Genomic DNA, 20221 nt, shown 5'->3' with positions numbered 1-20221 from the left:
CGGTCGTGCTGCCGGGTGCCTTTCGCGCCGTCTTCCGGGTCGTCTTGCGTGCGGCCGGCGGTTGACTTCGGGCAGGTGTCTTGCGGGTGGCGGTGACCATGGAGGGATCAGCGGCGGGTGAGCGGATGCAGGCGAGGAGCGGGATGCGCAGCCATCGAGCCTGCGCTCATGCCGCCTTGCGGCGCGGTGCCGTCTTGCGGGCGGGCGCGGACTTGGCGGTGGCCCGCTTGGCGGGTGCCTTGGCCGCAGCGCGCTTGCCTGCAGCGGCCTTGGTGCGCGTGCTGCCGTCGTCCTCGCCCTCGTCCGCCTCGTCGTCCTTGGCCTTCGGGCCCTTCCCACCGCGCAGGCTGCGCTGCAGCAGCTCGGTCAGGTCCAGGATCTTGGCGCCGGAGCTTGCCTGCTCCTGAGGCTCCAGCTTGGCGACGTCCTGCGCCTGGCCGGCCTCGGCCTTGCGCTCGACCAGCGCCATGATGCGGTCACGGAAGCGGTCCTCGTACTCCTCGGGCTTCCATTCGCCCGACATGTCGTCGATGAGCTGCTCGGCCATCTTCAGTTCGCGGTCGTTCACGCCGGCCTTGCGCGCATCGGCATCGGGCAGCGGCAGGCCTTCCCAGGAGCGGATGTCCGCGCCCCAGCGCAGCAGGTTGAGCACCAGGCCCGGCCCGGCCGGCACCAGCGCCGCCAGATGCTCCTTGGTCTGGATCACCACCCGCGCCACGCCGATGCGCCCGGTGCGGACCAGCGCCTCGCGCAGCAGGGCATACACCTTGGCGCCGCGCTGGATGGGCGCCGTGTAATAGGGCCGGTCGAGATGGATGAAGGGGATGCCGTCGGCCGGCACGAAGCGCTCGATCTCGATGGTCTGCAGCGTGCGCGGATAGGCGTCGGCGATCTCCTTGTCGGTCAGCACCACGTACTGGCCGTCCTCCCATTCAACGCCGCGCACGATGTTCTCGCGGGCGATCTCCTTGCCCGTCTTCTTGTTGATGCGCTTGTAGCCCACGTGGTCCATGGAGCGCTTGTCCAGCCAGTCGAAGTCGATGCTGCCGTCCTGCGTGGCCGAGTACAGCGCCACCGGGATATGGACGAGTCCGAAGCTGATGGCGCCCTTCCACAGGACGCGCGGGCTGGATGCGGGCATGGCAAGGCTCTCCGTGCGGGGGAGAGCCAATCTAGGCCAGCGCGCGTGGCACGGCCTGTAGGAGGAAGAAGCCGCCGCCCGCCGTGCGGCGCCTACACCACGATGGGCGTGACCGCGCCATCCATCGCCAGCACCGCACCGGTGACGTAGCTCGCCCGCGCCGAGGCGAGGAAGAGCACCGCATCGGCCACCTCGCGCGCCTCGGCGATGCGGCCGAGCGGCAGCTTCGCCGTGGACTGCGCCAGGGCCTCCTCGGGCGAGACACCCTGCGCAGCGGCCTGGGCCTTCAGGCCTTCGTGCAGCCGCTCGGTGGCCGTGAGGCCGGGGTTGACCACGTTCACCCGCACGCCCTTGGCCGCATAGGCATTGGCCAAACCCACGCTGGCGAGCATCAGGGCCGCGTTGGCCGAGCCGCCGGGCAGGTGGATCGGGCTGGCCACCTTGCCGCCCGCGCCCACCACGTTGACGATGGCCCCATGCCCACGCGCGGCCATGCGCTTGATGAGCGGGTCCATCATGTGGATGTAGGTGAAGTACTTGGCCTGCATGGCGGCCTGCCAATGGGCCGCCTCGAGCTCTTCGGCGGGCGTCCTTCGGGCGGCGCCGGCCGAGTTGACCAGCACGTCGACCGGGCCGTGGGATTTCTCGATGCGGTCCAGCACCGCGATGGCGGCCTGCGGGTCGCTCAGGTCGGCCGCGAATGTGGCGACCATGCGGGCCGCGTCGGCCCGGGCGTCGGCCAGCGCCAGCGCCGCGTCGACCAGCCCCGCCTCATGGCGGGCCACCAGGCTGACGCGGGCGCCCTCCTGCAGAAATCCCCGTGCGCAGGCCAGGCCGATGCCCTTGCTGCCACCCGTGATCAAGACATGTTTGCCGGCAAGTTCGAGGTCCATGGCTGCATCCTGCGCGTCGGGCGCGAACTGTCAAACGACCGCCGCCAATGTCCCTGCCCGTTGCTGCGGTGTCACGCGGCTGTCAGGCCTTCGCCCTTCGGGCTCAGGCCCCGTGGCACTTCTTGTATTTCTTGCCGCTGCCGCAGGGGCAGGGGTCGTTGCGGCCGGGCTCGTCGGCGCGGCGCACGGCCTGCACGCGCGGGCCCAGGCTGCGCCAGAGCTGGCGCAGGTCGTAGACGGCCCAGATGGCTTCGCCGAAGTCGTCCAGCCGCTGCTGGCTGACGGTGGGAGGGCCGTCTTCGGCGTACATCGACAGCGCGGGCGGGTGGGTGTCGTCCTCCGCCAGCGTGGCGATGCAGTCCAGGCCGTCGGCCAGCATCTCGGCGACTTCCTTGTCGCGCGGCGGTGCCCAGTCCTCGGCCCAGTGCTCGACCGCGGCCAGGAAGCCCAGGGCCCACACCTGCGCGAAGGAAGGCAGCTCGCCCTCGGGCGCTTCGGCGCGCTCCTCGGGCGGCAGGGCGGCGATGGCGCCGCGCAGATCCAGGCACTCGGGCTGGAAGCAGCGGTCGTCGTCCAGCGACTGCACGTCGGCTGCGTCGAGGGCCGTCTGCATCTCGTGCCAGCGGCGCTTCCAGCGCCAGACGAACTCCATGTGCTGGGCGGGGGAGAAGCCGGGGCCGAAGAGCGCAGGCCAGTATTCGCTGGGCTCGACCACGCGGCGGGTGCAGACCAGCGCGGCCATGAAGCCGTCGCAGAACTCCCACTGGGGGATGTCCTCGTCGTGCTCGCGCATCGCGTCGAGCGCGTCGTCCAGGGCGTCGAAGTCCTCGGGCGTCAGGGGAGGCAGGGCGGCAGTGGTGCCGACTTCGGCCGGCTGGGGGGTGTCGGAAGTCATGGAAAAAGGGTGTCGGGGAATGCCCCCTATGATGCAGCACACCGGGCCGCCCGCCGGCGAGCGCCCCTGGCGGCCCTGCGGCCGGCCCGGCCGATTTCCGTTTTCATGGCAGCGCTCCGCCCCTCCTTCCGACGTTCCTCGTCCTCCTCCCCCCGCCGCGACGACACCGCCGGCGGCGAGGCCCCGCCCCGGCGCGACCCGCATGCATTCCTGCGCGAGATGCTCCCAAAGCAGGCGCGCAGCGTGGCCGACCACCGGCTGGACGACCGGCGCGTCTGGCTCAAGAAGGCCGGCCCGCGCCATGGCCCGCTGCGCTACCGGTTGCTGTCGCTCATCGCCCGCACGCTGCGGCTGGAGGTGCTGACACCCGTGCCCAACCCCGGCGGCGCGGCGGCCATCGCCATCGAAGCCGCGCGCCTGCGCAGCCTGGCCGCCAGCGGCCTGCGCGTGCCGCAGGTGCTGGCCGAGCAGCCCGAGGGTCTGTTGATCAGCGACCTGGCCGGCAGCGGCCGCAGCGCCGCCATGCTGATGGAGCGCCTGGAGCAGGCCGCCACCCAGGGCCCGGCCGTGCTGCTGGCGGCCTGGGCGCAGGGGCTGCAGGCCATCGCCCGGGTGCATGCCCGCGGCCAGTACCTGAGCCAGGCCTTCGCCCGCAACATGGTGCTGTGCCCCGATGGCGAGATCGGCTTCATCGACTTCGAGGACGACCCCGGCGCCACGCTGCCCACCGACCAGTGCCAGGCCCGCGACTGGCTGAGCTACCTGCATTCGACCGGCGCGCTCATCCTGGCGGCCGGCCCGCAGGCTGCAGCGGCGCACTGGCAGGCGGCCATGGACGCGGCCGAGCCCGGCGTGCGCGAGCGCGTGGCCGAAGCGGCCCGCCGCATGCGCTGGCTGCGGCACCTGCCCCAAGGCCGTCGGTGGGGCCGCGACACGCAGCGCGTGCGCGCCGCGGCGGTGCTGCTGGGGCGCTGGCACGCCGCATGACGGTGCAGCCCGGGCCGGACAGGGCACTGGAAGCGCGCTTCCTTGCCGACGTGCTGCGCAACCCGCACAACGCCTGCATCCTGGCGCGCTGGGACGCGTTGGCCCTTCCAGACGGCTGGCTGGTGGCCGGCTGCCTGTTCCAGACCGTCTGGAACCAGCGGTCGGGGCGGCCGCCGGCGGCGGACATCAAGGATTACGACCTCTTCTACTTCGACCCCGACGACCTTTCCGAGGCTGGAGAGCGGGCCGTGCAGCGGCGCGTGGATGCCCTGTTCGCCGACCAGGGCATCACGCTGGAGGCCTGCAACCAGGCCCGCGTGCACCTCTGGTACGAAGCGCATTTCGGCCAGCCCTACCCGCGCCTGAACAGCAGCCGCGACGGCATCGACCGCTTCCTGATCCCTGCGACCTGCGTCGGCATCGCGCCCGGCCGGCTGTATGCGCCCTACGGGCTGGACGGCCTGTATGCGGGCACGCTGGCGATGAACCCGCTGGTGCCGCATGCGGCGCTGTACGAACGCAAGGCGGCCTCGTACCGGGCACGGTGGCCGTGGCTGCAGGTCGCGCCTGCGTCATTGCCGTGAGCGGGGAGCAGCCGGCAGCGCCACCATCGCGCAGGGCCGCAGCGACGCCATCGCGCGCACCCAGGCGGGCCGCCGGCCTGCGCGAGAATCCGCCTCTTTCCCGTCCCCCGACACCGCCCGGCGCCGTGCCTGCCAAGAACACCCTCCCGCCCGCCAAGAAGACGCGCCGGACCTCCGCTGCCGCCGCGCCGGCCGATGCGACGGCTGCGCCGCAACCCGCGGCGCAGCTGGCCGCCCCGGCCCCTGGCGGCCCCACGCGACGCATGCGCCCGCGCGAGCCCGAAGAGCAGATCGAGCACCGCATCCTGGCCGCCGCCGTCGCCGAGTTCGCGGAGCACGGCTTTGCCGGCGCGCGCATCGAGCGCATCAGCAAGCAGGCCGGCACGGTGGACCGGATGCTGTACTACTACTACGGCAACAAGGAGCGGCTCTACCAGGCGGTGCTGGAGAAGCTCTATGCCGAGATGATCGGCGCGCAGCGCGACTTCGTGCTGCCGCCCGACCCGGTGGCGGGCATGCGCCAGCTGATCGAGCATGCCTGGGACCACTACGCGGCCAACCCCGACCTGGTGCGCGTGATCATGAACGAGAACCTGCTGCGCGGCCGGCACATCCGCCAGTCGCAGCAGGTGGGGCGCACGTCCTTCCCGCTGGTGGAGACGGTGGCCGAGATCCTGTCGGCCGGCCAGGCCCAGGGCGTGTTCCGCCGCGACGTGAAGGCCGAGCATGTGCTCATGAGCATCATGTCGCTCGGCTTCTTCTACATCTCCAACCAGTACACCTGCTCGGCCTGGATGGGCGTGGACCTGATGAGCCGCCCGCGCCGCGCCGGCTGGCGCGCGCACATCTGCGAGGTGGTGCTCCGAAGCATCGAGGCAGAGCCACGCGTCGCCTGAAGGCGCGCCGCGCTCAGCCGGGGTTGCGCAGTTTCTTCACCACATCATCCGGCGGCGCCAGCTTGCTGCCGTCGATGTAGGTGCCTGCCGGCATCACGCCCTTGCCGTCCTTGACCGCCGTGCGGCCCACGTAGATGCCCAGGGTGGACTGGTTGTCCTGCGGGCGGAAAGTCGCCGGGCCGAAGGGCGTGGAGAAGTTCAGGCCCTTGAAGGCGGCGATCAGCTTCTCGGTGTCGGTGCTGCCGGCCTTCTGGATGCCGGCCGCCAGGGCTTTCACCGTGGCGTAGCCCACCACGGCGTTCAGGCGCGGATAGTCGCCGTACTTCTTCTGGTACGCCGCATAGAAGGCGCGGTGCTCGGGGGTGTCGATGTTGGCGTAGGGATAGCCGGTGACGATCCAGCCCTCGGGCGCATCGTCCTTGAGCGGGTCCAGGTACTCGGGCTCGCCGGTCAGCAGGCTCACCACCTCGCGGCCCTGGAACAGGCCGCGCGTCTTGCCCTCGCGCGCCAGCTTGGTGAGGTCGCTGCCGAACATCACGTTGAAGATGGCGTCGGGCTTGGCATCGGCAATGGCCTGCACCACCGCACCGGCGTCGATCTTGCCCAGCGGCGGCGCCTGTTCGGCCACGAACTCCACGTCGGGCTGCAGCTTCTTCAGCTGCTCCTTGAAGGCGGCCGTGGCGGCCTGGCCGTACTCGTAGTTGGGATAGATGAGCGCCCAGCGCTTCTTGCCGAGCTTCGCGGCTTCGGCCACCACCGACGTGGCCAGGGCATAGGTGCCGGAGCGCAGCCGGTAGGTGTAGCGGTTGCCGTTCTCCCACACCACCTTGTCGCTCAAGGGGCCGGAGGCGAGGAAGAACATCTTCTTCTGCCGCGCGAAGTCGGCCAGCGCCACGCCCACGTGCGACAGCGTGACGCCGGAGAGGATGTCGATCTTCTCGCGAGCGATCAACTCCTCGGCCATGCGCACGGCATCGCCCGGGTTGGCGTTGTCGTCGCGGAACAGCGTCTCCAGCTTGCGCCCGCCGAGCACGCCGCCGGCGGCGTTGATCTCTTCCTGCGCCAGCAGCCAGCCGTTGCGGTAGGGCACCAGGTTCTGCGGCAGGGCCTTGTAGCTGTTGATCTCGCCGATGCGGATGGGCTCCTGCGCGGCGGCGGGCAGGACGGCGGCGGCAGCGGCCAGAAGGCCGACGGTGAGGGCTTGGCGCCAGGGCTTGGGGATCATCGCGGGTCCTCGTGGGTGGGTGTTGGACGGAGACGGGGGAGACCGAAAGGGGGAGGGGCACGCCGCTGGTGCGGGCGCGTAGGCGGACGCTCAGGCCGATTCGGCCTCGACCATTTCCTGCACGATGCGGCGCATCTTGATGGCCGAGGCGTCCAGGCCGAGCTGCACGCGCTGCCAGTCGCGCGGCTTGTCCTCGTTGCGCTGGATGGCTTCGAGCACCGCCTTGTCCTCGTTGAAGGCCACGCGCAGGCCGGCGCGCAGGCGCTCGTCGGTGGCCGCGTCGGCGGCCGAGTTCTTCAGCAGCAGCCAGTGCTGCACGCAACTGCGCGCGTCCACCGGCGTGATGAAGTGGCAGGCGAACATCTGGATGCAGTCGCCGCGCGCGCCCTCGGGCGCCCCGGTTCCGGTGGCGGCGGAGCCGAAGTCGATCACGGCGATGCTGGGCGCGTGGTAGTGGTAGTAGTGCCAGCGGTCCACGTTGCCGCCGAAGTCCTTCAGGCCCTGGAAGATGGGGATGAGCGGCCCGTCGATCACCCAGCGCCAGGTGACGACCTTGCGGCCTTCGCGCTGGTGCTGCACGCGCGTCTCCTCACGGCCGGTGCTGCCCAGCGTGGTGGGATGCACATAGACCACATGCGTGGGATCGCACAGGTTGTCGGCCAGGCTCAGGTAGTTGGCGGCCACGGGCAGCGCGTCGCCCTCGATCACGCTGTAGGCCGGGTCGTCGTACTCGGGCAGATGGAAGACCTGCGTGGCATCGGCCAGGGCCGCGTCGCCCATCCAGACCCACACCATGCCCATGCTCGTCGCCGTGGGATAGCTGCGCACCTGCGCATTGGCGGGCGCGCGCTGCATGCCGGGCGCATTCGTGCAGCGACCGCGGCAGTCGAAGGCCAGGCCGTGGTAGCCGCACTCCACCGAGTCGCCGCGCAGCCGGCCCAGCGACAGCGGCGCGAGGCGGTGCGGGCAGGCGTCGTCCAGCGCGGCAACCTCGCCAGTGCTGGTGCGGAAGACCACCAAGTCTTCGCCTAGGACGCGCCGCTTGGCCAGCGACTGGCCGATGTCGCGGGCCCAGCCGAGCGGGTACCAGGCGTTGCGGGGATAGGGCGTGCTGCTCATCGTGCGTCGGCTCCGTGGGATGTTTGATCCACATCAGCATACGGCGTGCCAGCCCTGGAGTAAGTGTTTTCTTCACTTAATGGAGTATTCACTCCATTTTCGAGTGCACCATGGTCGGCAACGGTGCGTGGGCTGCACTGCTGCAGGGCATGGCGAGAAGCGCGGGGGCCGCGCGCGATGAAAGTCAGTCAGCCCGTTTGCCCCGGCGTGGAGCGGCGGGCTTCGACAGGCTCAGCCTGCAAAGCCAAGCCGCCCGGCCTTGCGCCGCGCCGGCGAGGCCACTGCCCTGGCCCAGCCCGCCTTCGCGCCAAGCCAAGCCAGCCCACGCCACGCGCCGGCCCGCAGGAAGTCTCAGCCGGCCTTGCGCGCCTGCGCCGCCAGCAGGCGCTTGTTCACGGCGTGCACCGCGCCCAGCTCGGCCTGCATGGCGCGGCTGATCTGCGACAGGGTGCGCAGGCGGCGGTTGCTCTCGCGCAGGCGCTCGGCCAGCGCGCGCGAGATGGAGAGCATCAGCCGCGCGGCCACGGCCGGCTGCACTTCCACCAGGCCGCGCAGGGCCTTGCGGGTGAGCACCGCCAGCTTGAGGTCGGTGAGGGCCGTGCAGGTGGCCGAGCGCGGCGAGCCGTCGATCAGCCCCATCTCGCCGAAGAGCTGGCCGGCGTCGATGACCGAGATCACCACCTCGTCGCCGTCGCCCACGCCCGTGCCCTCGGCCCGTACCTGGCCTTCGAGCACCAACGCCATGTAGTCGACGTCGTCGGTCTGGCCCTCGGTCATGATGATCGTGCCGGCCTTGACGGCCATGGGGCGCATGGCATCGACGATGACGCGCGCGTCGTGGATGTCCAGCTCGGCCACGATGGACGAGCGGGTGAGCATCAGCGCGGCTTCCTCGCGCAGGTTCACCGAGGCCATGGTGCTCCTTCTTCGCCATCGCCGGACGCGGGCGGCAGCAGCCACACGCGCCCGCCGCCCACCGCATGCAGCCGGCGCTGCGGCATCCGCGGCAGCAGCAGGCCGCCGGTGAATTCGCCGAAGGCCGGCAGGATGGCCAGACCCGGCTCGCTGACGAAGCAGGGCAGGCGCAGGCTGTCACGACCCGGGCCCTGCAGCGCGCAGGCCGGATGCAGGTGGCCCGCCAGCACGAAGCGACCCGGCTGGGTCTGCGGATGGTGGCAGCAGGCGAAGGGACCGAGCGCAAACGGCTCGTCGGCCAGCGCGATGCGCAGCTCGGCCGGCGGGTCGCCGGCCCGGTCGTCGTGGTTGCCGCGCACCAGCGTCATGCCCAGTTGGGGATGACGCGCGCGCCAGACGGCCAGCGCGTGCAGCACCTGCGGCGTGCGGGCCTGCGGCGCGTGCAGGAAGTCGCCCAGGAAGACCACCTCGCGCGCACTCTGCCGATGGATCAGCGCGTCGAGCCGCGCCAGGTTCTCCTGCGTGGTGCCGCCGGGCACCGGCTGGCCCAACGCCCGGAAGGTGGCGGCCTTGCCGATGTGCAGGTCGGCGATGAACAGGGTCCGGGCCGCCGGCCACCACAGGGCGCGCTCGGGCAGCAGGTGGAGGCGCTCGCCGGCCCAGAGCACTTCATGGGCGGCAGGGGCGTCGGAGACGGGCAGGAAGGACATGGGGGAGGCGGGAGGAGGCAGGAGTTTACGTTTGGCAACCATCCAGAAAGCTGAACGGTCACGAAGTCCCGAACGACTGGCCGGCTTGATGCCCTGGGGCATCGCAGACGCGCCGCGCGCCCGGGCTGCTCGCTGTCGGCGAGGCGGTGCCCCCCCTGCGCCCCTCCCGCGCCCCCGCGGCACGCACGGCGTTCACAGCGGCGGCAGCGGCTTCGACGGCTTGCGCGGCCGGCGGGCGCGACGCGGCGCCGGCGCCCCGTCCTCGCTGCCCTTCACCGGCCTGTCCGGCGGCTGCTCCTGACCGAAGGCCAGGGTGCGGCGCACGTCCTGCGCGTCGCCCACGGGAATGTCGCCGCCCGCAGCCTCCTCCAGCTGCGCCACCATGCGGGCGATGCGGTCGGCCACGCTCTCGTTGCTGAGCTTTTCGCGGAAACGCTCGACCATCAGCGGAAAGGCGAAGGGCGTGGGCCGCTTGGGCTGGACCAGCTCCAGCCGCTGGCCGGCCATGCGCACCAGGCTTTCGCGCAGGCGGGCGATGTCCAGCTCCTGCGCCAGCAGCTCGGTCTCGGCCTGGGCCAGCAGGCGGTTGGCCGGGTCGTACTTGCGCAGCACTTCCCAGAACAGGGAGGAGGAGGCCTGCAGCTGCCGGCTGCTGCGCTTCTCGCCCGGGTAGCCCTGGAAGATCAGGCCCGACACCCGCGCGATCTCGCGAAAGCGCCGCTGCGCCAGCTCGCTGGCGTTGAGGCTGGCCAGCACCTCGTGCAGCAGCGCGCCTTCGTCGTCGTGCGCGGCCAGCGCCTCCTGCGCGGGCCCGTCGTGACCGGCGCGCAGCACCTCGGGCAGCAGGTGCGGCCAGTCGACCTCGGTGGCGCAGAGCAGCTCGAAGCCGTAGTCGTTGACCGCGATGGAGAAGGTGCGCGGCGCATGCTGCGCCACCCGCCAGGCCAGCAGGCTGGCCAGCCCCAGGTGCACATGCCGGCCGGCGAAGGGATAGAGGAACAGGTGCCAACCCTCGCGCGTGCGCAGGGCCTCGGCCACCAGCGTGTCGGGCGTGGGCAGGCGCGACCAGGCCTGCTGGATCTCCAGCAGCGGCCGCACCGCCTGCAGTTCGGGCGATTCGTAGCGCCCCCCGGCGGCCAGCGCCAGCTGCTGCACCGTGGCATCGGCCAGCGTGGTCGACAGCGGCATGCGCCCGCCGTTCCAGCGCGGCACGGCCGGGCGCTGGCCCGCCGCGCGGCGCACCCAGGCGGTCATCTCGCGGATGCGCACCAGCTCCAGCATGCGGCCGCCGAAAAGGAAGCAGTCGCCCGGCTTCATGCGGGCGACGAAGCTCTCTTCCACCGTGCCGATGCGCGCGCCGCCGACGAACTGCACGCTCATGCTGGCGTCGCTGACGATGGTGCCGATGTTGCTGCGGTGCCGTCGCGCCAGCCGCGCATCGGGCACCCGCCACACGCCCTCGGCATCGGGCACCACGCGGTGGTAGTCCGGGTAGGCCGCGAGCGAGGGGCCGCCCTGGCGCACGAAGTCCAGGCACCACTGCCAGCTGGCTTGCGACAGGTGCGCATAGGCGGCCGTGCGCCGCACCTCTTCGTAGAGCGCCTCGGGCGTGAATCCGCCGCCCAGCGCCACCGTCACCAGGTGCTGCACCAGCACGTCCAGCGGCTCGCGCGGCGTGTGGCGCGACTCGATGTGGCCGGCCGCGATGGCGTCGCGCGCGGCGGCACCCTCGACCAGCTCCAGGCTGTGGGTGGGCACGATGCTCACGCGCGAGGGCCGGCCCGGCGCGTGACCCGAGCGGCCGGCGCGCTGCAGCAGCCGCGCCACGCCCTTGGGCGAGCCAATTTGCAGCACGCGCTCCACCGGCAGGAAGTCCACGCCTAGGTCCAGGCTCGACGTGCAGACCACCGCCTTCAGCTGCCCGCCTTTTAGGCCCAGCTCCACCCATTCGCGCACCGCGCGGTCGAGCGAGCCGTGGTGCAGCGCGATCAGACCCGCCCAGTCGGGCCGGGCTTCAAGCAAGGCCTGATACCAGATCTCGGACTGCGAGCGGGTATTGGTGAAGACCAGCGTGCTGGGACTGGCATCGATCTCGGCCACCACCTGCGGCAGCATCGCCAGGCCCAGATGGCCACCCCAGGGAAAGCGGTCCGTGCGTCCGGGCAGCAGGGTGTCGACCACCAGCGTCTTGGGCACCTGGCCCTGCACCAGCACGCCGGCCTCGCCCGGGCCCAGCAGCGCACCCATGGCTTCATGCAGGTTGCCCAGCGTGGCGGACATGGCCCAGGCCATCAGGCCCGCGTTCCAGCTGCGCAGGCGTGCCAGGGCCAGCTGCACTTGCACGCCGCGCTTGTTGCCCAGCAGCTCGTGCCATTCGTCCACCACCACCAGCCGCAGATGGCGCAGACGCTCCTGCGCATCGGCGCGGGCCAGCATCAGCGACAGGCTCTCGGGCGTGGTGACCAGCACCGTGGGCAGGCGCTGGTTCTGCGCGCTGCGCTCGGAGGACGAGGTGTCGCCGCTGCGCGAGCCGGCCACCCAGTGCGGTGCGACGAGCGGCAGCGGCTCGGACAGGGCCCGCAGCGAATCGGCGGCCAGCGCGCGCATCGGTGTGATCCACAGCACCGTGAGCGGGGGTGGCGCGGGTGGCTTGCCGCCGCTTTCCGCGGCGGGCGGCTCGCCGGCCAGCGCCTGCAGCGCGCCCAGCCACACCGCATAGGTCTTGCCCGCGCCGGTGGTCGCATGCAGCAGACCCGAGCGGCCGGCCGCGATGGCGGCCCACACCTCGCGCTGGAAGGCGAAGGGCTGCCAGCCGCGGGCGTCGAACCAGTGCTGGACGGCCAGCCCGGCAGGTCCGCCCGCGGGCGCAGGCCCGGGCGCGCCGGACGGCTGGGCAAGAGGCGATGAAGCGGGCCGGCGAGGCATGGCGCGATTACAGCAAAGGCCATGGGGGCCGTTTGCAGGTCGAAAGGCCGTCGTGCCTCGGAGGATGTGCGGGCCCGCCCCGCTCCGCGCGCCGTCCTGCCCGCGCCATGCCCAGCCACGGCGTCTTCAGGCGCCGCGGACTGCCTTCCTTGCGCAAGTGGCTCCATCGATAGGACCAGTTGGTCCCATTGAACGCTCCTGCCCCGCTGCCTAGCATGCCCCTCAATCACAAGGAGACAGCCCCGATGACCTTCCCGCGCACACGCCGCGCCACCCTGGGCGCGCTGCTGGCGGCCACCGCCTTCCTGCCCGGCCTTGCGCTCGCGCAGGAGGGCAGGCCCCTCACCGTCGTCGTCGGCAGCCCGGCCGGCGGCACCACCGACACCCTGGCCCGCATCATCGGCCGCATGATGGGCGACAGCCTGGGCCGCCCGGTGGTGGTCGAGAACCGCGCGGGTGCCGGCGGCAACATCGCCGCCGCCTACGTGGCCAAGGCCCCGCCCGACGGCAGCACGCTGCTGATGAGCTTCACCGGCCACACCATCAACGCCACGCTCTACAAGAACCTGGGCTTCGACCCGGTGAAGGACTTCACGCCGATCACCATGGTGGCGCGCGTGCCCAGCGTGCTGATCGCCCGCAAGGGCCTGCCCTTCAACGACATGGCGGGGCTCATCGCGTATGCGAAGAAAAACCCGGGCAAGCTCAACTTCGCCATCGGCGCGCAGGGCTCCTCGCTGCACCTGGCCAGCGAGCAATTCAAGATGATGACGGGCACCGACATCGTCAACGTGCCCTACAAGGGGACCAACCCCGCACTGGCCGACGTGCTGGCCGGCACGGTGGACCTGATGTTCGCCAGCGCTGTGAATGTGCTGCCGCATGCGAAGAGCGGCGCCATCCAGCTGCTGGGCGTGAGCACGCGCGAGCCGCTGGCGCAGTTCCCGGGCGTGCCGCCCATCGGCCGCACCGTCAAGGGCTTCGAGTCGCAGGCCTGGTTCGGCCTGTTCGGGCCGGCGCGCATGCCACAGGACGTGACGGACAAGCTCTATGCCGCGGTCAAGGCCGCCATCGACTCGCCGGCCTACCAGGAGCGCATGCAGACCGAAGCGGCCACCGCCGTCCACATGACGCCGGCGCAGTTCGGCCAGTTCGTGGCGCAGGACGTGCAGGACTGGGCGAAGATCATCAAGGCCTCGGGCGCCACCGTCGATTGAGCCGTCCGCGCACCGGCGACCGGCGGTACACCCCGGACAAGGACGACCGACGCCAGGACCCGCCTTGCCCCGCGCCAACGGCCCTCCTACATTCGGTCGCATGCCTGCCGCTGCCGAACCCTCTCTCCTGCCGCGCTTCCAGCAGGTGCGGCTGCTGCTGCGCGAGCGCCTGAAATCCGGCCACTACGAACGGGGCCTGCCGCTGCCGGGTGAGCGCCAGCTGGCGCGGGAATTCGGCGTGGCCCGCGTGACCGTGCGCACGGCGCTGGCCCGCCTGCAGGAAGAAGGGCTGGTGATGCGCATGCGCGGCAAGGGCACCCTGCCCACCGGCACGGGCGAGCCGCCGCGCCATCTGCCCCTGCGCGCCGGCCTGCTCGACAGCATCGTGAGCCTGGGCGAGCGCACGCGGGTGCAGGTGCTGGACCATGGCCTGGTGGAAGCGCCTTCGCACGTCGCCGAGGCGCTGGGCCTTGCGGCCGGCGAGCCGGTGCTGCGGGTGGTGCGCATCCGCAAGTTCAAGACGCAGCCCTTCCTGTACTCCGAAGTCTTCCTGCCGGTCGACCTGGCCACGGCGGTGCAGCGGCACACGCTGCAGGACATGCCCATGCTGGTCGCGCTGGAGCAGCATGGCGTGCAGGTCGATTCGGCCGAGCAGACCATGGGCGCCGCCCTGGCCGACCTGCAGGTGGCGCAGGCGCTGCGCATGCAGGCCGGCGAGCCGCTGCTGCGCATCGCGCGCGTGGTGTGCGATGCCGCGGGCCGGCCGGTGCAGTACCTCACGGGGCTGTACCACCCGGGCCGCTACGAGTACCACATGCGCCTGTCGCGCGTGGGCGGGCCGACGCGGGTGTGGATCGAGAACAACCGCCCGCAGAACGGGCTGGCTTGAAGGAGCGCGCGTTCAGTGATGAGCGCTCAAGGCCAGGGCGTTGCGCAACAGGCTGTTCACCCGCGTCTGCCAGCCCGGTCCGCTGCGCTTGAGGGCTTCGAGCACGTCGGCGTCCACCCGCATGGTGAGAGCCACCTTGGGCTGGGCCAGCCTGGGGCGTCCGCGCGCGGGCCGCAGTGCCGCCAGTTGCGCATCATCCAGCGGCAGGTTGTCCGGATCGGCCAGGGCCGCCGCAGTGAGGGCGTCGTCCTCGACGGCCGTCGGGGCTGTGAGTTCAGGGCGCTTCTTGTTCATAACGTCGGAATTCCCGCAGGTTGGCCTTGCGAAGGCTGATCACCCGGCGCACGTCTGCCCGGTCGGTGAACACCACCACCCAGAGCCGGCCGGCCATCGGCGCCAGAGCCACCTGACGCGGCTCGCCATAGTCGCGCCGCAGGTCGGGCGCCACGAGCGCATGGTCCCAGTCGAGTTCCCGCGCCTTGGCAAGCGATACGCCGTGCTTGGCCTGGTTGAGGGCATCCTTGCCCGTGTCGAAAATCCATTCCACCCTGATTTTTTGTGTTGGCGAAAAATATCGCCTCCAGGGAGGTTATCAGACGATCATGCCGGCAACAAAGCCTGCAGCGTCTGCAGCGTATCCGCCTCTTCCACCGGCTTGTCCTGCCGCCAGCGCAGCATGCGCGGGAAGCGCGTGGCGATGCCGCTCTTGTGGCGCGGGCTGCGGGCGATGCCCTCGAAGCCGAGTTCGAAGACCAGCGTGGGCCGCACGCTGCGCACGGGGCCGAAGCTCTCGATGGTGGTCTTGCGGATCACGGCGTCGACCTTCGCCATCTCGGCGTCGGTGAGGCCCGAATAGGCCTTGGCGAAGGGCACCAGCTGGCGGCCCTCCTTCCCCGGCGGGCCGTCCCACACGGCGAAGGTGTAGTCGCTGTAGAGGCTGGCGCGGCGGCCGTGGCCGCGCTGGGCGTAGATGAGCACGGCATCGACCGTGAGCGGGTCGATCTTCCACTTCCACCACAGGCCGACGTCCTTGGTGCGGCCCACGCCGTACTGCGCGTCGCGGCGCTTGAGCATGAAGCCCTCCACGCCCAGGCTGCGCGAGGCCTCGCGCTGGCGCGCCAAGTCGGCCCAGCTGTCGCCCGTGAGTACGGGGCTGGGGCGCAGCACGGGGTGGTTCACCTCGGCCAGCAGGGCGTCGAGGCGCGCGCGGCGCGCGTGCTGCGGTAGCGGGCGCAGGTCCTGACCGGTCTCTTCGAGCAGGTCGTAGGCCAGCAACACCACGGGCAGCTCGCGCAGCAGCTTGGGGCCGAGGGTCTTGCGGCCGATGCGCTTCTGCAGTTCGGCGAAGGGCTGCACGCGGCCGGCCGTGCGGGCCGGCATCGGGGCGACGCCGGCAGCGGCCGCCTGGGCGGCGCGAGCGCCCGGTGCTGCGCCGGCCGTGGGCGCCTCGGCGTCCGCGTCGTCATTGCGGGCGCGGGTTTCAGCCTCGGCCGGTGCGTCCCGCCACACCACGATTTCGCCATCCAGCACCGTGCCCTCGGGCAGCGCGTCGCCCAGCGCGGCCAGCTCGGGAAAGCGCTCGCTGACCAGTTCCTCGCCCCGCGACCACACCCAGGCCTGGCCTTCGCGGCAGACGATCTGCGCGCGGATGCCATCCCACTTCCATTCGACCTGCCAGCCGGACGGCGGACCCAGCAGTTCGTCGAAGCGTTCGAGCGGCTCGTTGAAGGAATGCGCCAGAAAGAAGGGATAGGGCTGGCCACCGCTGATGGCAGGGCCCTCGCCATCCGTGCCTTCGGGCGCGATCAGCGCGTCATAGTCCGCCTCGCCGGGCCGCGCGCCGATGTGGGTGTAGCCCATCAGCCGCTGGGCCACGCGCTTGGGGTCCAGCCCGCCCACGGCCGCGAGCGCCTGCGTGACCTGCAGCTTGGAGACGCCGACGCGGAAGGCCCCGGTGATGAGCTTGAAGTAGACGAGCCGCTCCTCCGGCGCCAGCAGCCGCCACTGGGCACGCAGCGTTTCGGGAAGGCCCTCGGCCGGTGCGCCGCGCAGGGGCAGCAGGTGCTGCTCGACCCAGTCCGCCAGGCCCAGCTCGTGGGTGCCGTCGGAAGGCGGCAGCAGCAGCGCGATGGTCTCGGCCAGGTCGCCCACGGCCTCGTAGCTTTCGACGAACAGCCATTCGGGCAGGCCCGCCGCCTCCTGCGCCAGCAGGCGCAGCAGCTTGACGGGCACCAGCTGGCGTGGCTTGCCGCCCGCCAGGAAGTACACCGCCCAGGCCGCATCGCGCGGCGACGCGGCGCGCAGGTAGCGCTGCAGGGCGGCCTGCTTGACCAGGTTGGACGTGCTGGCGTCCAGCTCGCGGTAGAGGGCGGCGAAGGCCTTCATGACGCTGCGGCCTCCGGCGCATCGGCGATGTCCTCGTCGCCGTACTCGGTGGCGAAGGCCTGGGCGTCAAGGCCGTTCTCGCGCAGCCAGCGCACCATCACCGCGACGCTGCCGTGCGTGACCATCACCCGCTCGGCGCCCGTGGCGGCGATGGCGTTGTGCAGGCCGGGCCAGTCGGCGTGGTCGCTCATGACGAAGCCGCGGTCCACGCCGCGGCGCCGGCGCGTGCCGCGCAGCAGCATCCAGCCGCTGGCGAAGGCGTCGGACGCATTGGCGCCGAAGCGGCGCATCCACGGCGTGCCCTGGGCCGAGGGCGGCGCCACCACCAGGGCGCGGCGCAGCATCGCGGCATCGACGCCGGGGTCGGTCACGCGCAGCGTGGGCGGCAGCGCCACGCCCGCCGCGCGGTAGACCGCATTGAGGGGCTCCACCGCGCCGTGCACCACGATCGGTCCGATGGAGGCGTCCACGCCATGCAGCATGCGCTGCGCCTTGCCGAAGGCATAGCCCAGCAGCACGCTGGCGCGGCCCTCCTCGGCATTGCGCCGCCACCAGTCGTCGATCTGCGCGAACAGCTCCGGCTGCGTGGGCCAGCGGTAGATGGGCAGGCCGAAGGTGGATTCGGTGATGAAGCAGTCGCAGCGCACCGGCTCGAAGGGCGTGCAGGTGCCGTCGGGCTCGGTCTTGTAGTCGCCGGACGCCACCCAGACCTGGCCGCCATGCTCCAGCCGCACCTGGGCCGAGCCCAGCACATGGCCGGCCGGATGCAGCGAGATGCGCACGCCCTGGTGCTCGATGACCTGGCCATAGGGCAGGGTCTGCAACGTGATGTCGGCGCCCAGCCGGGCGCGCAGGATGCCCTCGCCCTGCTCGTGCGCCAGGTAGTGGTTGTGGCCCCAGCGTGCATGGTCCGAATGGCCATGCGTGATGACGGCCCGGTCGACCGGACGCCAGGGGTCGATGTAGAAGTCGCCGGGCGGGCAGTACAGGCCTTCGGGGCGGGCGACGACCAGATCGCCTGGGCGCGACACGGCGCGCGGTGGCGGGAGCGATTCGGTCTCGGGCGGTGTCTCCATGGGCATGGCCCGCCGATGTTAGGCAGCGGGGCGCGCGGGCGCATGCCCCGGGGAGCGCTTCGCCCTGTGGGCGGGTGCCTACGCCTGCGCCGGGCCTGGGCGATGCAGCGCCCCGGCATTCGGCTCGGCAGGGCCCGCTGCGACAGCCCCTGCACAATGCCCTCGCCATGCTCCACCCGCCGCGCTCCTTCGTCTATCTGGATGCTGTCGCCCGCGCCGGCTCGATCCGCAAGGCGGCCGAAAAGCTGCACGTGGCCTCGACCGCGCTCAACCGCAAGATCCTGGAGATCGAGGCGGAGATCGGCACGCCCCTGTTCGAGCGCCTGCCCCGCGGCGTGCGGCTGACGGCGGCCGGCGAGGTGCTGCTGACGGCGGTGCGACGCACGCTGGGCGACCTGCGCTCGGCCGCCTCGCAGATCGAGCAGCTGCGCGGCCTGGTGCGCGGCACGGTGCGCATCGGCTGCGCCGAGTCGGTGGCCAGCGACCTGATGCCGCGCACCATTGCGCACTACCAGCAGGCGCATCCGGGCGTGCAGTTCCAGGTGGTGTCAGGCGTGACGGCCCAGCTGGTGCAGCAGCTGATGGCCGACGACGTGGAGATGGTGCTGGTGCACGACCCGCAGCCGTCCGAGTCGCTGCGGGTGATCAGCGCGCTCGACCAGCCGTTGTGCGCCATGCTGCGCCCCGACCATCCGCTGGCGGGCCGCGAGAGCCTGCGCCTGGCCGACTGCCAGGAGTTCGTGGTGGCGCTGGGCGACCGTTCCTTCGGCAGCCGGCGGCTGCTCGATGCGGTGATGGCCCGCTCGCGGCTGCAGCTGAAGGTGGCGCTGGAGGCCAGCGCCGTGCAGACGCTCAAGGAGTTCACGCGCCAGACCGGGGCGATCAGTTTCCAGTTCCAGATCGGCACGCTGCGCGAGGTACGCACCGGCGAGCTGGTGTCGATTCCGCTGACGGACCGCTCGCTCACCAGCAGCCAGCTGGTGCTGGCGACGCGCGAGGGGCGCATGCTGCCGATCGCGGCGCTGTCGTTCCAGGAGGCGCTGGTCAACGCGCTGGCGGCGCTGCCGCACTGAACGCCCGATACGGCGGCAGGGGTCCGGCCCGCACCTGCGGCCTGGCATGAAAGCCGCTAGCAATCTGAATTGTGCACAATCAAATCATTGAAGTGCACAATCCAGGTGCAGGCACTTCCCACGGCGAAGCGCGGCACCCGCCCAACCTTCAGCTGGAGCTGCCATGAACCGCCCTGTTCTCTCTTCCTCCGCCGTGCGACTGCCGGCCCGATCCACCCGCCGCACCTTGTCCGCCGCCCTGCTCGGCGGGCTGCTCGCCGCGGCCTTGCTGGGCACGACCCTGTCCGCCACTGCCGCCGAGCCCGCTGCCTGGCCCGACCGCCCCGTGAAGATCGTCGTGCCCTTCCCGCCCGGCGGCGCAGCCGACGTGTACGCCCGCCTGGTGGGCCAGAAGCTGGCCGAGGCCACGGGCAACCGCCAGCCCATCGTCATCGACAACAAGCCCGGCGCGGGCGGCATCATCGGCACCGACGTGACGGCCAAGTCGCCGGCCGATGGCAGCACCTTCCTGATGGTGACCATCGGCCATGCGGTCAACCCCTTCATGTACAGCAAGCTGCCCTACGACACCCGCGCCGACTTCGTGCCCGTCGGCGTGGTGGCCGAGGTGCCCAGCGTCATCGTTACCGGCCCGGCGCTCAAGGACAAATCGCTCAAGGACCTGCTGGCCATGGCCCGCGCCAAGCCCGAGGAGGTGCAGTACGCCTCGTCCGGCGTGGGCTCCACCAGCCACGTGGGCGCGGCGCTCATCGAGTCGATGGCCGGCGTGCGCATGACCCACGTGCCCTACAAGGGCGCCGCCCCCGCGCTGCAGGACGTGATGGCCGACCGCGTGCCGCTGTCGGTGGACATCATCACGTCCTCGCTGCCGATGGTGATGAGCGGCAAGCTCAATGCCGTGGCCGTGACCGGCGCCAAGCGCGCGCCCAAGCTGCCCAACGTGCCGACGGTGGCCGAGGCCGGCATCGCGGGTTACGAATTCGTGTCCTGGTACATGCTGCTGGCGCCGGCCAAGACGCCCAGGCCGGTGCTGGAGCAGGTCAATGCCGAGCTGCGCAAGCTGGCTGCCCTGCCCGAGTTCCGCACGCGCATCGAGGACACCGGCGGCCAGGTCATCACGACCACACTGCCCCAGGCCAACGACTACCTCAATGCCGAGTTCACGCGCTGGGCCAAAGTCGTCAAAGACCGCAACATCAAAGCAGATTAAGAGCCCACCCCGTTGCTTGCTCACTTCGTGTAGCCGCCTCCCCCTCAAGGGGCGCACCCGGCGGCCCGGCAAAGCCGGTTC

Annotated in this window: 19 protein-coding genes; 7 read left to right on the top strand and 12 right to left on the bottom strand. The window is 71.5% G+C overall.

Annotation, left to right across the window (positions count from 1 at the left end):
• Nucleotides 1-166 precede the first annotated feature (166 nt).
• The 3 genes from ku to ABIC63_RS25975 form a co-directional block, all read right to left on the bottom strand.
• The gene (gene ku, locus ABIC63_RS25985; protein ID WP_354321894.1) at nucleotides 167-1141 is read right to left on the bottom strand and encodes a non-homologous end joining protein Ku; all 975 of its coding nucleotides are present in this window, start codon (nucleotides 1139-1141) and stop codon (nucleotides 167-169) included.
• 92 nt (nucleotides 1142-1233) lie between these two features.
• The gene (locus tag ABIC63_RS25980; protein WP_354321893.1) at nucleotides 1234-2034 is read right to left on the bottom strand and encodes an SDR family oxidoreductase; all 801 of its coding nucleotides are present in this window, start codon (nucleotides 2032-2034) and stop codon (nucleotides 1234-1236) included.
• Nucleotides 2035-2137: 103 nt separating this feature from the next.
• Nucleotides 2138-2929 carry a YecA/YgfB family protein gene (locus ABIC63_RS25975; RefSeq protein WP_354321892.1) on the bottom strand — a complete coding sequence of 264 codons (792 nt, stop codon included), beginning with the start codon at nucleotides 2927-2929 and terminating at the stop codon, nucleotides 2138-2140.
• A 105-nt stretch (nucleotides 2930-3034) separates the two neighbouring features.
• Between ABIC63_RS25975 and ABIC63_RS25970 the strand changes: the two genes are divergently transcribed.
• The 3 genes from ABIC63_RS25970 (at nucleotide 3035) to ABIC63_RS25960 (ending at nucleotide 5396) form a co-directional block, all read left to right on the top strand.
• A complete protein-coding gene (locus tag ABIC63_RS25970) occupies nucleotides 3035-3916 on the top strand; it encodes a BUD32 family EKC/KEOPS complex subunit (protein ID WP_294377320.1) in 882 nt (293 codons plus the stop codon).
• Nucleotides 3913-4500 (top strand): nucleotidyltransferase family protein, encoded by a 588-nt coding sequence (locus tag ABIC63_RS25965; RefSeq protein ID WP_354321891.1) that lies wholly within the window; start codon nucleotides 3913-3915, stop codon nucleotides 4498-4500. The genes ABIC63_RS25970 and ABIC63_RS25965 overlap by 4 nt, the downstream gene beginning before the upstream one ends.
• 125 nt (nucleotides 4501-4625) lie before the next feature.
• On the top strand, nucleotides 4626-5396 hold the full coding sequence (locus ABIC63_RS25960) for a TetR/AcrR family transcriptional regulator (RefSeq protein ID WP_354321890.1): 771 nt from the start codon (nucleotides 4626-4628) through the stop codon (nucleotides 5394-5396).
• A 13-nt stretch (nucleotides 5397-5409) separates the two neighbouring features.
• On the opposite strand, the gene ABIC63_RS25955 is transcribed toward ABIC63_RS25960, so the two are convergent.
• The 5 genes from ABIC63_RS25955 to ABIC63_RS25935 form a co-directional block, all read right to left on the bottom strand.
• Nucleotides 5410-6621: an ABC transporter substrate-binding protein gene (locus ABIC63_RS25955; protein ID WP_354321889.1), complete on the bottom strand. Its 1212-nt coding sequence runs from the start codon at nucleotides 6619-6621 to the stop codon at nucleotides 5410-5412.
• Nucleotides 6622-6711: 90 nt separating this feature from the next.
• On the bottom strand, nucleotides 6712-7740 hold the full coding sequence (locus ABIC63_RS25950) for a Rieske 2Fe-2S domain-containing protein (protein ID WP_354321888.1): 1029 nt from the start codon (nucleotides 7738-7740) through the stop codon (nucleotides 6712-6714).
• A gap of 351 nt (nucleotides 7741-8091) precedes the next feature.
• A complete protein-coding gene (locus tag ABIC63_RS25945) occupies nucleotides 8092-8655 on the bottom strand; it encodes a Crp/Fnr family transcriptional regulator (RefSeq protein WP_354321887.1) in 564 nt (187 codons plus the stop codon).
• Entirely contained in the window at nucleotides 8643-9365 is a 723-nt protein-coding gene (pdeM, locus tag ABIC63_RS25940) for a ligase-associated DNA damage response endonuclease PdeM (RefSeq protein ID WP_354321886.1), read from the bottom strand. The genes ABIC63_RS25945 and pdeM overlap by 13 nt, the downstream gene beginning before the upstream one ends.
• Before the next feature lie 192 nt (nucleotides 9366-9557).
• Nucleotides 9558-12290, bottom strand: coding sequence for a ligase-associated DNA damage response DEXH box helicase (locus ABIC63_RS25935; RefSeq protein WP_354321885.1), 2733 nt, complete (start codon nucleotides 12288-12290; stop codon nucleotides 9558-9560).
• Between the two features lie 245 nt (nucleotides 12291-12535).
• Between ABIC63_RS25935 and ABIC63_RS25930 the strand changes: the two genes are divergently transcribed.
• Together ABIC63_RS25930 and ABIC63_RS25925 are read left to right on the top strand one after the other, a co-directional pair.
• Complete coding sequence (locus tag ABIC63_RS25930; RefSeq protein WP_354321884.1) at nucleotides 12536-13507, top strand: Bug family tripartite tricarboxylate transporter substrate binding protein; 972 nt, start codon at nucleotides 12536-12538, stop codon at nucleotides 13505-13507.
• A 100-nt stretch (nucleotides 13508-13607) separates the two neighbouring features.
• A complete protein-coding gene (locus tag ABIC63_RS25925; protein ID WP_354321883.1) occupies nucleotides 13608-14396 on the top strand; it encodes a GntR family transcriptional regulator in 789 nt (262 codons plus the stop codon).
• Nucleotides 14397-14408: 12 nt separating this feature from the next.
• On the opposite strand, the gene ABIC63_RS25920 is transcribed toward ABIC63_RS25925, so the two are convergent.
• From ABIC63_RS25920 to ABIC63_RS25905, 4 genes are read right to left on the bottom strand one after another with little or no spacing between them, the layout of a single operon-like run.
• Nucleotides 14409-14690: a BrnA antitoxin family protein gene (locus ABIC63_RS25920; RefSeq protein ID WP_017758158.1), complete on the bottom strand. Its 282-nt coding sequence runs from the start codon at nucleotides 14688-14690 to the stop codon at nucleotides 14409-14411.
• Entirely contained in the window at nucleotides 14671-14943 is a 273-nt protein-coding gene (locus tag ABIC63_RS25915) for a BrnT family toxin (RefSeq protein WP_017758159.1), read from the bottom strand. The genes ABIC63_RS25920 and ABIC63_RS25915 overlap by 20 nt, the downstream gene beginning before the upstream one ends.
• A 53-nt stretch (nucleotides 14944-14996) precedes the next feature.
• Entirely contained in the window at nucleotides 14997-16781 is a 1785-nt protein-coding gene (locus ABIC63_RS25910; RefSeq protein WP_354321882.1) for an ATP-dependent DNA ligase, read from the bottom strand.
• Complete coding sequence (locus ABIC63_RS25905; RefSeq protein WP_354321881.1) at nucleotides 16778-17857, bottom strand: ligase-associated DNA damage response exonuclease; 1080 nt, start codon at nucleotides 17855-17857, stop codon at nucleotides 16778-16780. Before ABIC63_RS25905 ends, ABIC63_RS25910 begins: the two co-directional genes overlap by 4 nt.
• Before the next feature lie 167 nt (nucleotides 17858-18024).
• Between ABIC63_RS25905 and ABIC63_RS25900 the strand changes: the two genes are divergently transcribed.
• Together ABIC63_RS25900 and ABIC63_RS25895 are read left to right on the top strand one after the other, a co-directional pair.
• Nucleotides 18025-18930, top strand: a complete 906-nt coding sequence (locus tag ABIC63_RS25900; RefSeq protein ID WP_354321880.1) for a LysR family transcriptional regulator — start codon at nucleotides 18025-18027, stop codon at nucleotides 18928-18930.
• A gap of 163 nt (nucleotides 18931-19093) precedes the next feature.
• Entirely contained in the window at nucleotides 19094-20140 is a 1047-nt protein-coding gene (locus tag ABIC63_RS25895; RefSeq protein ID WP_354321879.1) for a tripartite tricarboxylate transporter substrate binding protein, read from the top strand.
• The last annotated feature ends 81 nt before the right edge of the window (nucleotides 20141-20221 follow it).

It is taken from the genome of Pseudacidovorax sp. 1753, assembly GCF_040544975.1.
In the GTDB taxonomy this organism is placed as follows: Bacteria; Pseudomonadota; Gammaproteobacteria; order Burkholderiales; family Burkholderiaceae_C; genus Xenophilus.
Note: the sequence above shows the minus strand (reverse complement) of the source record. Positions and strands in the feature narration are given on the sequence as shown.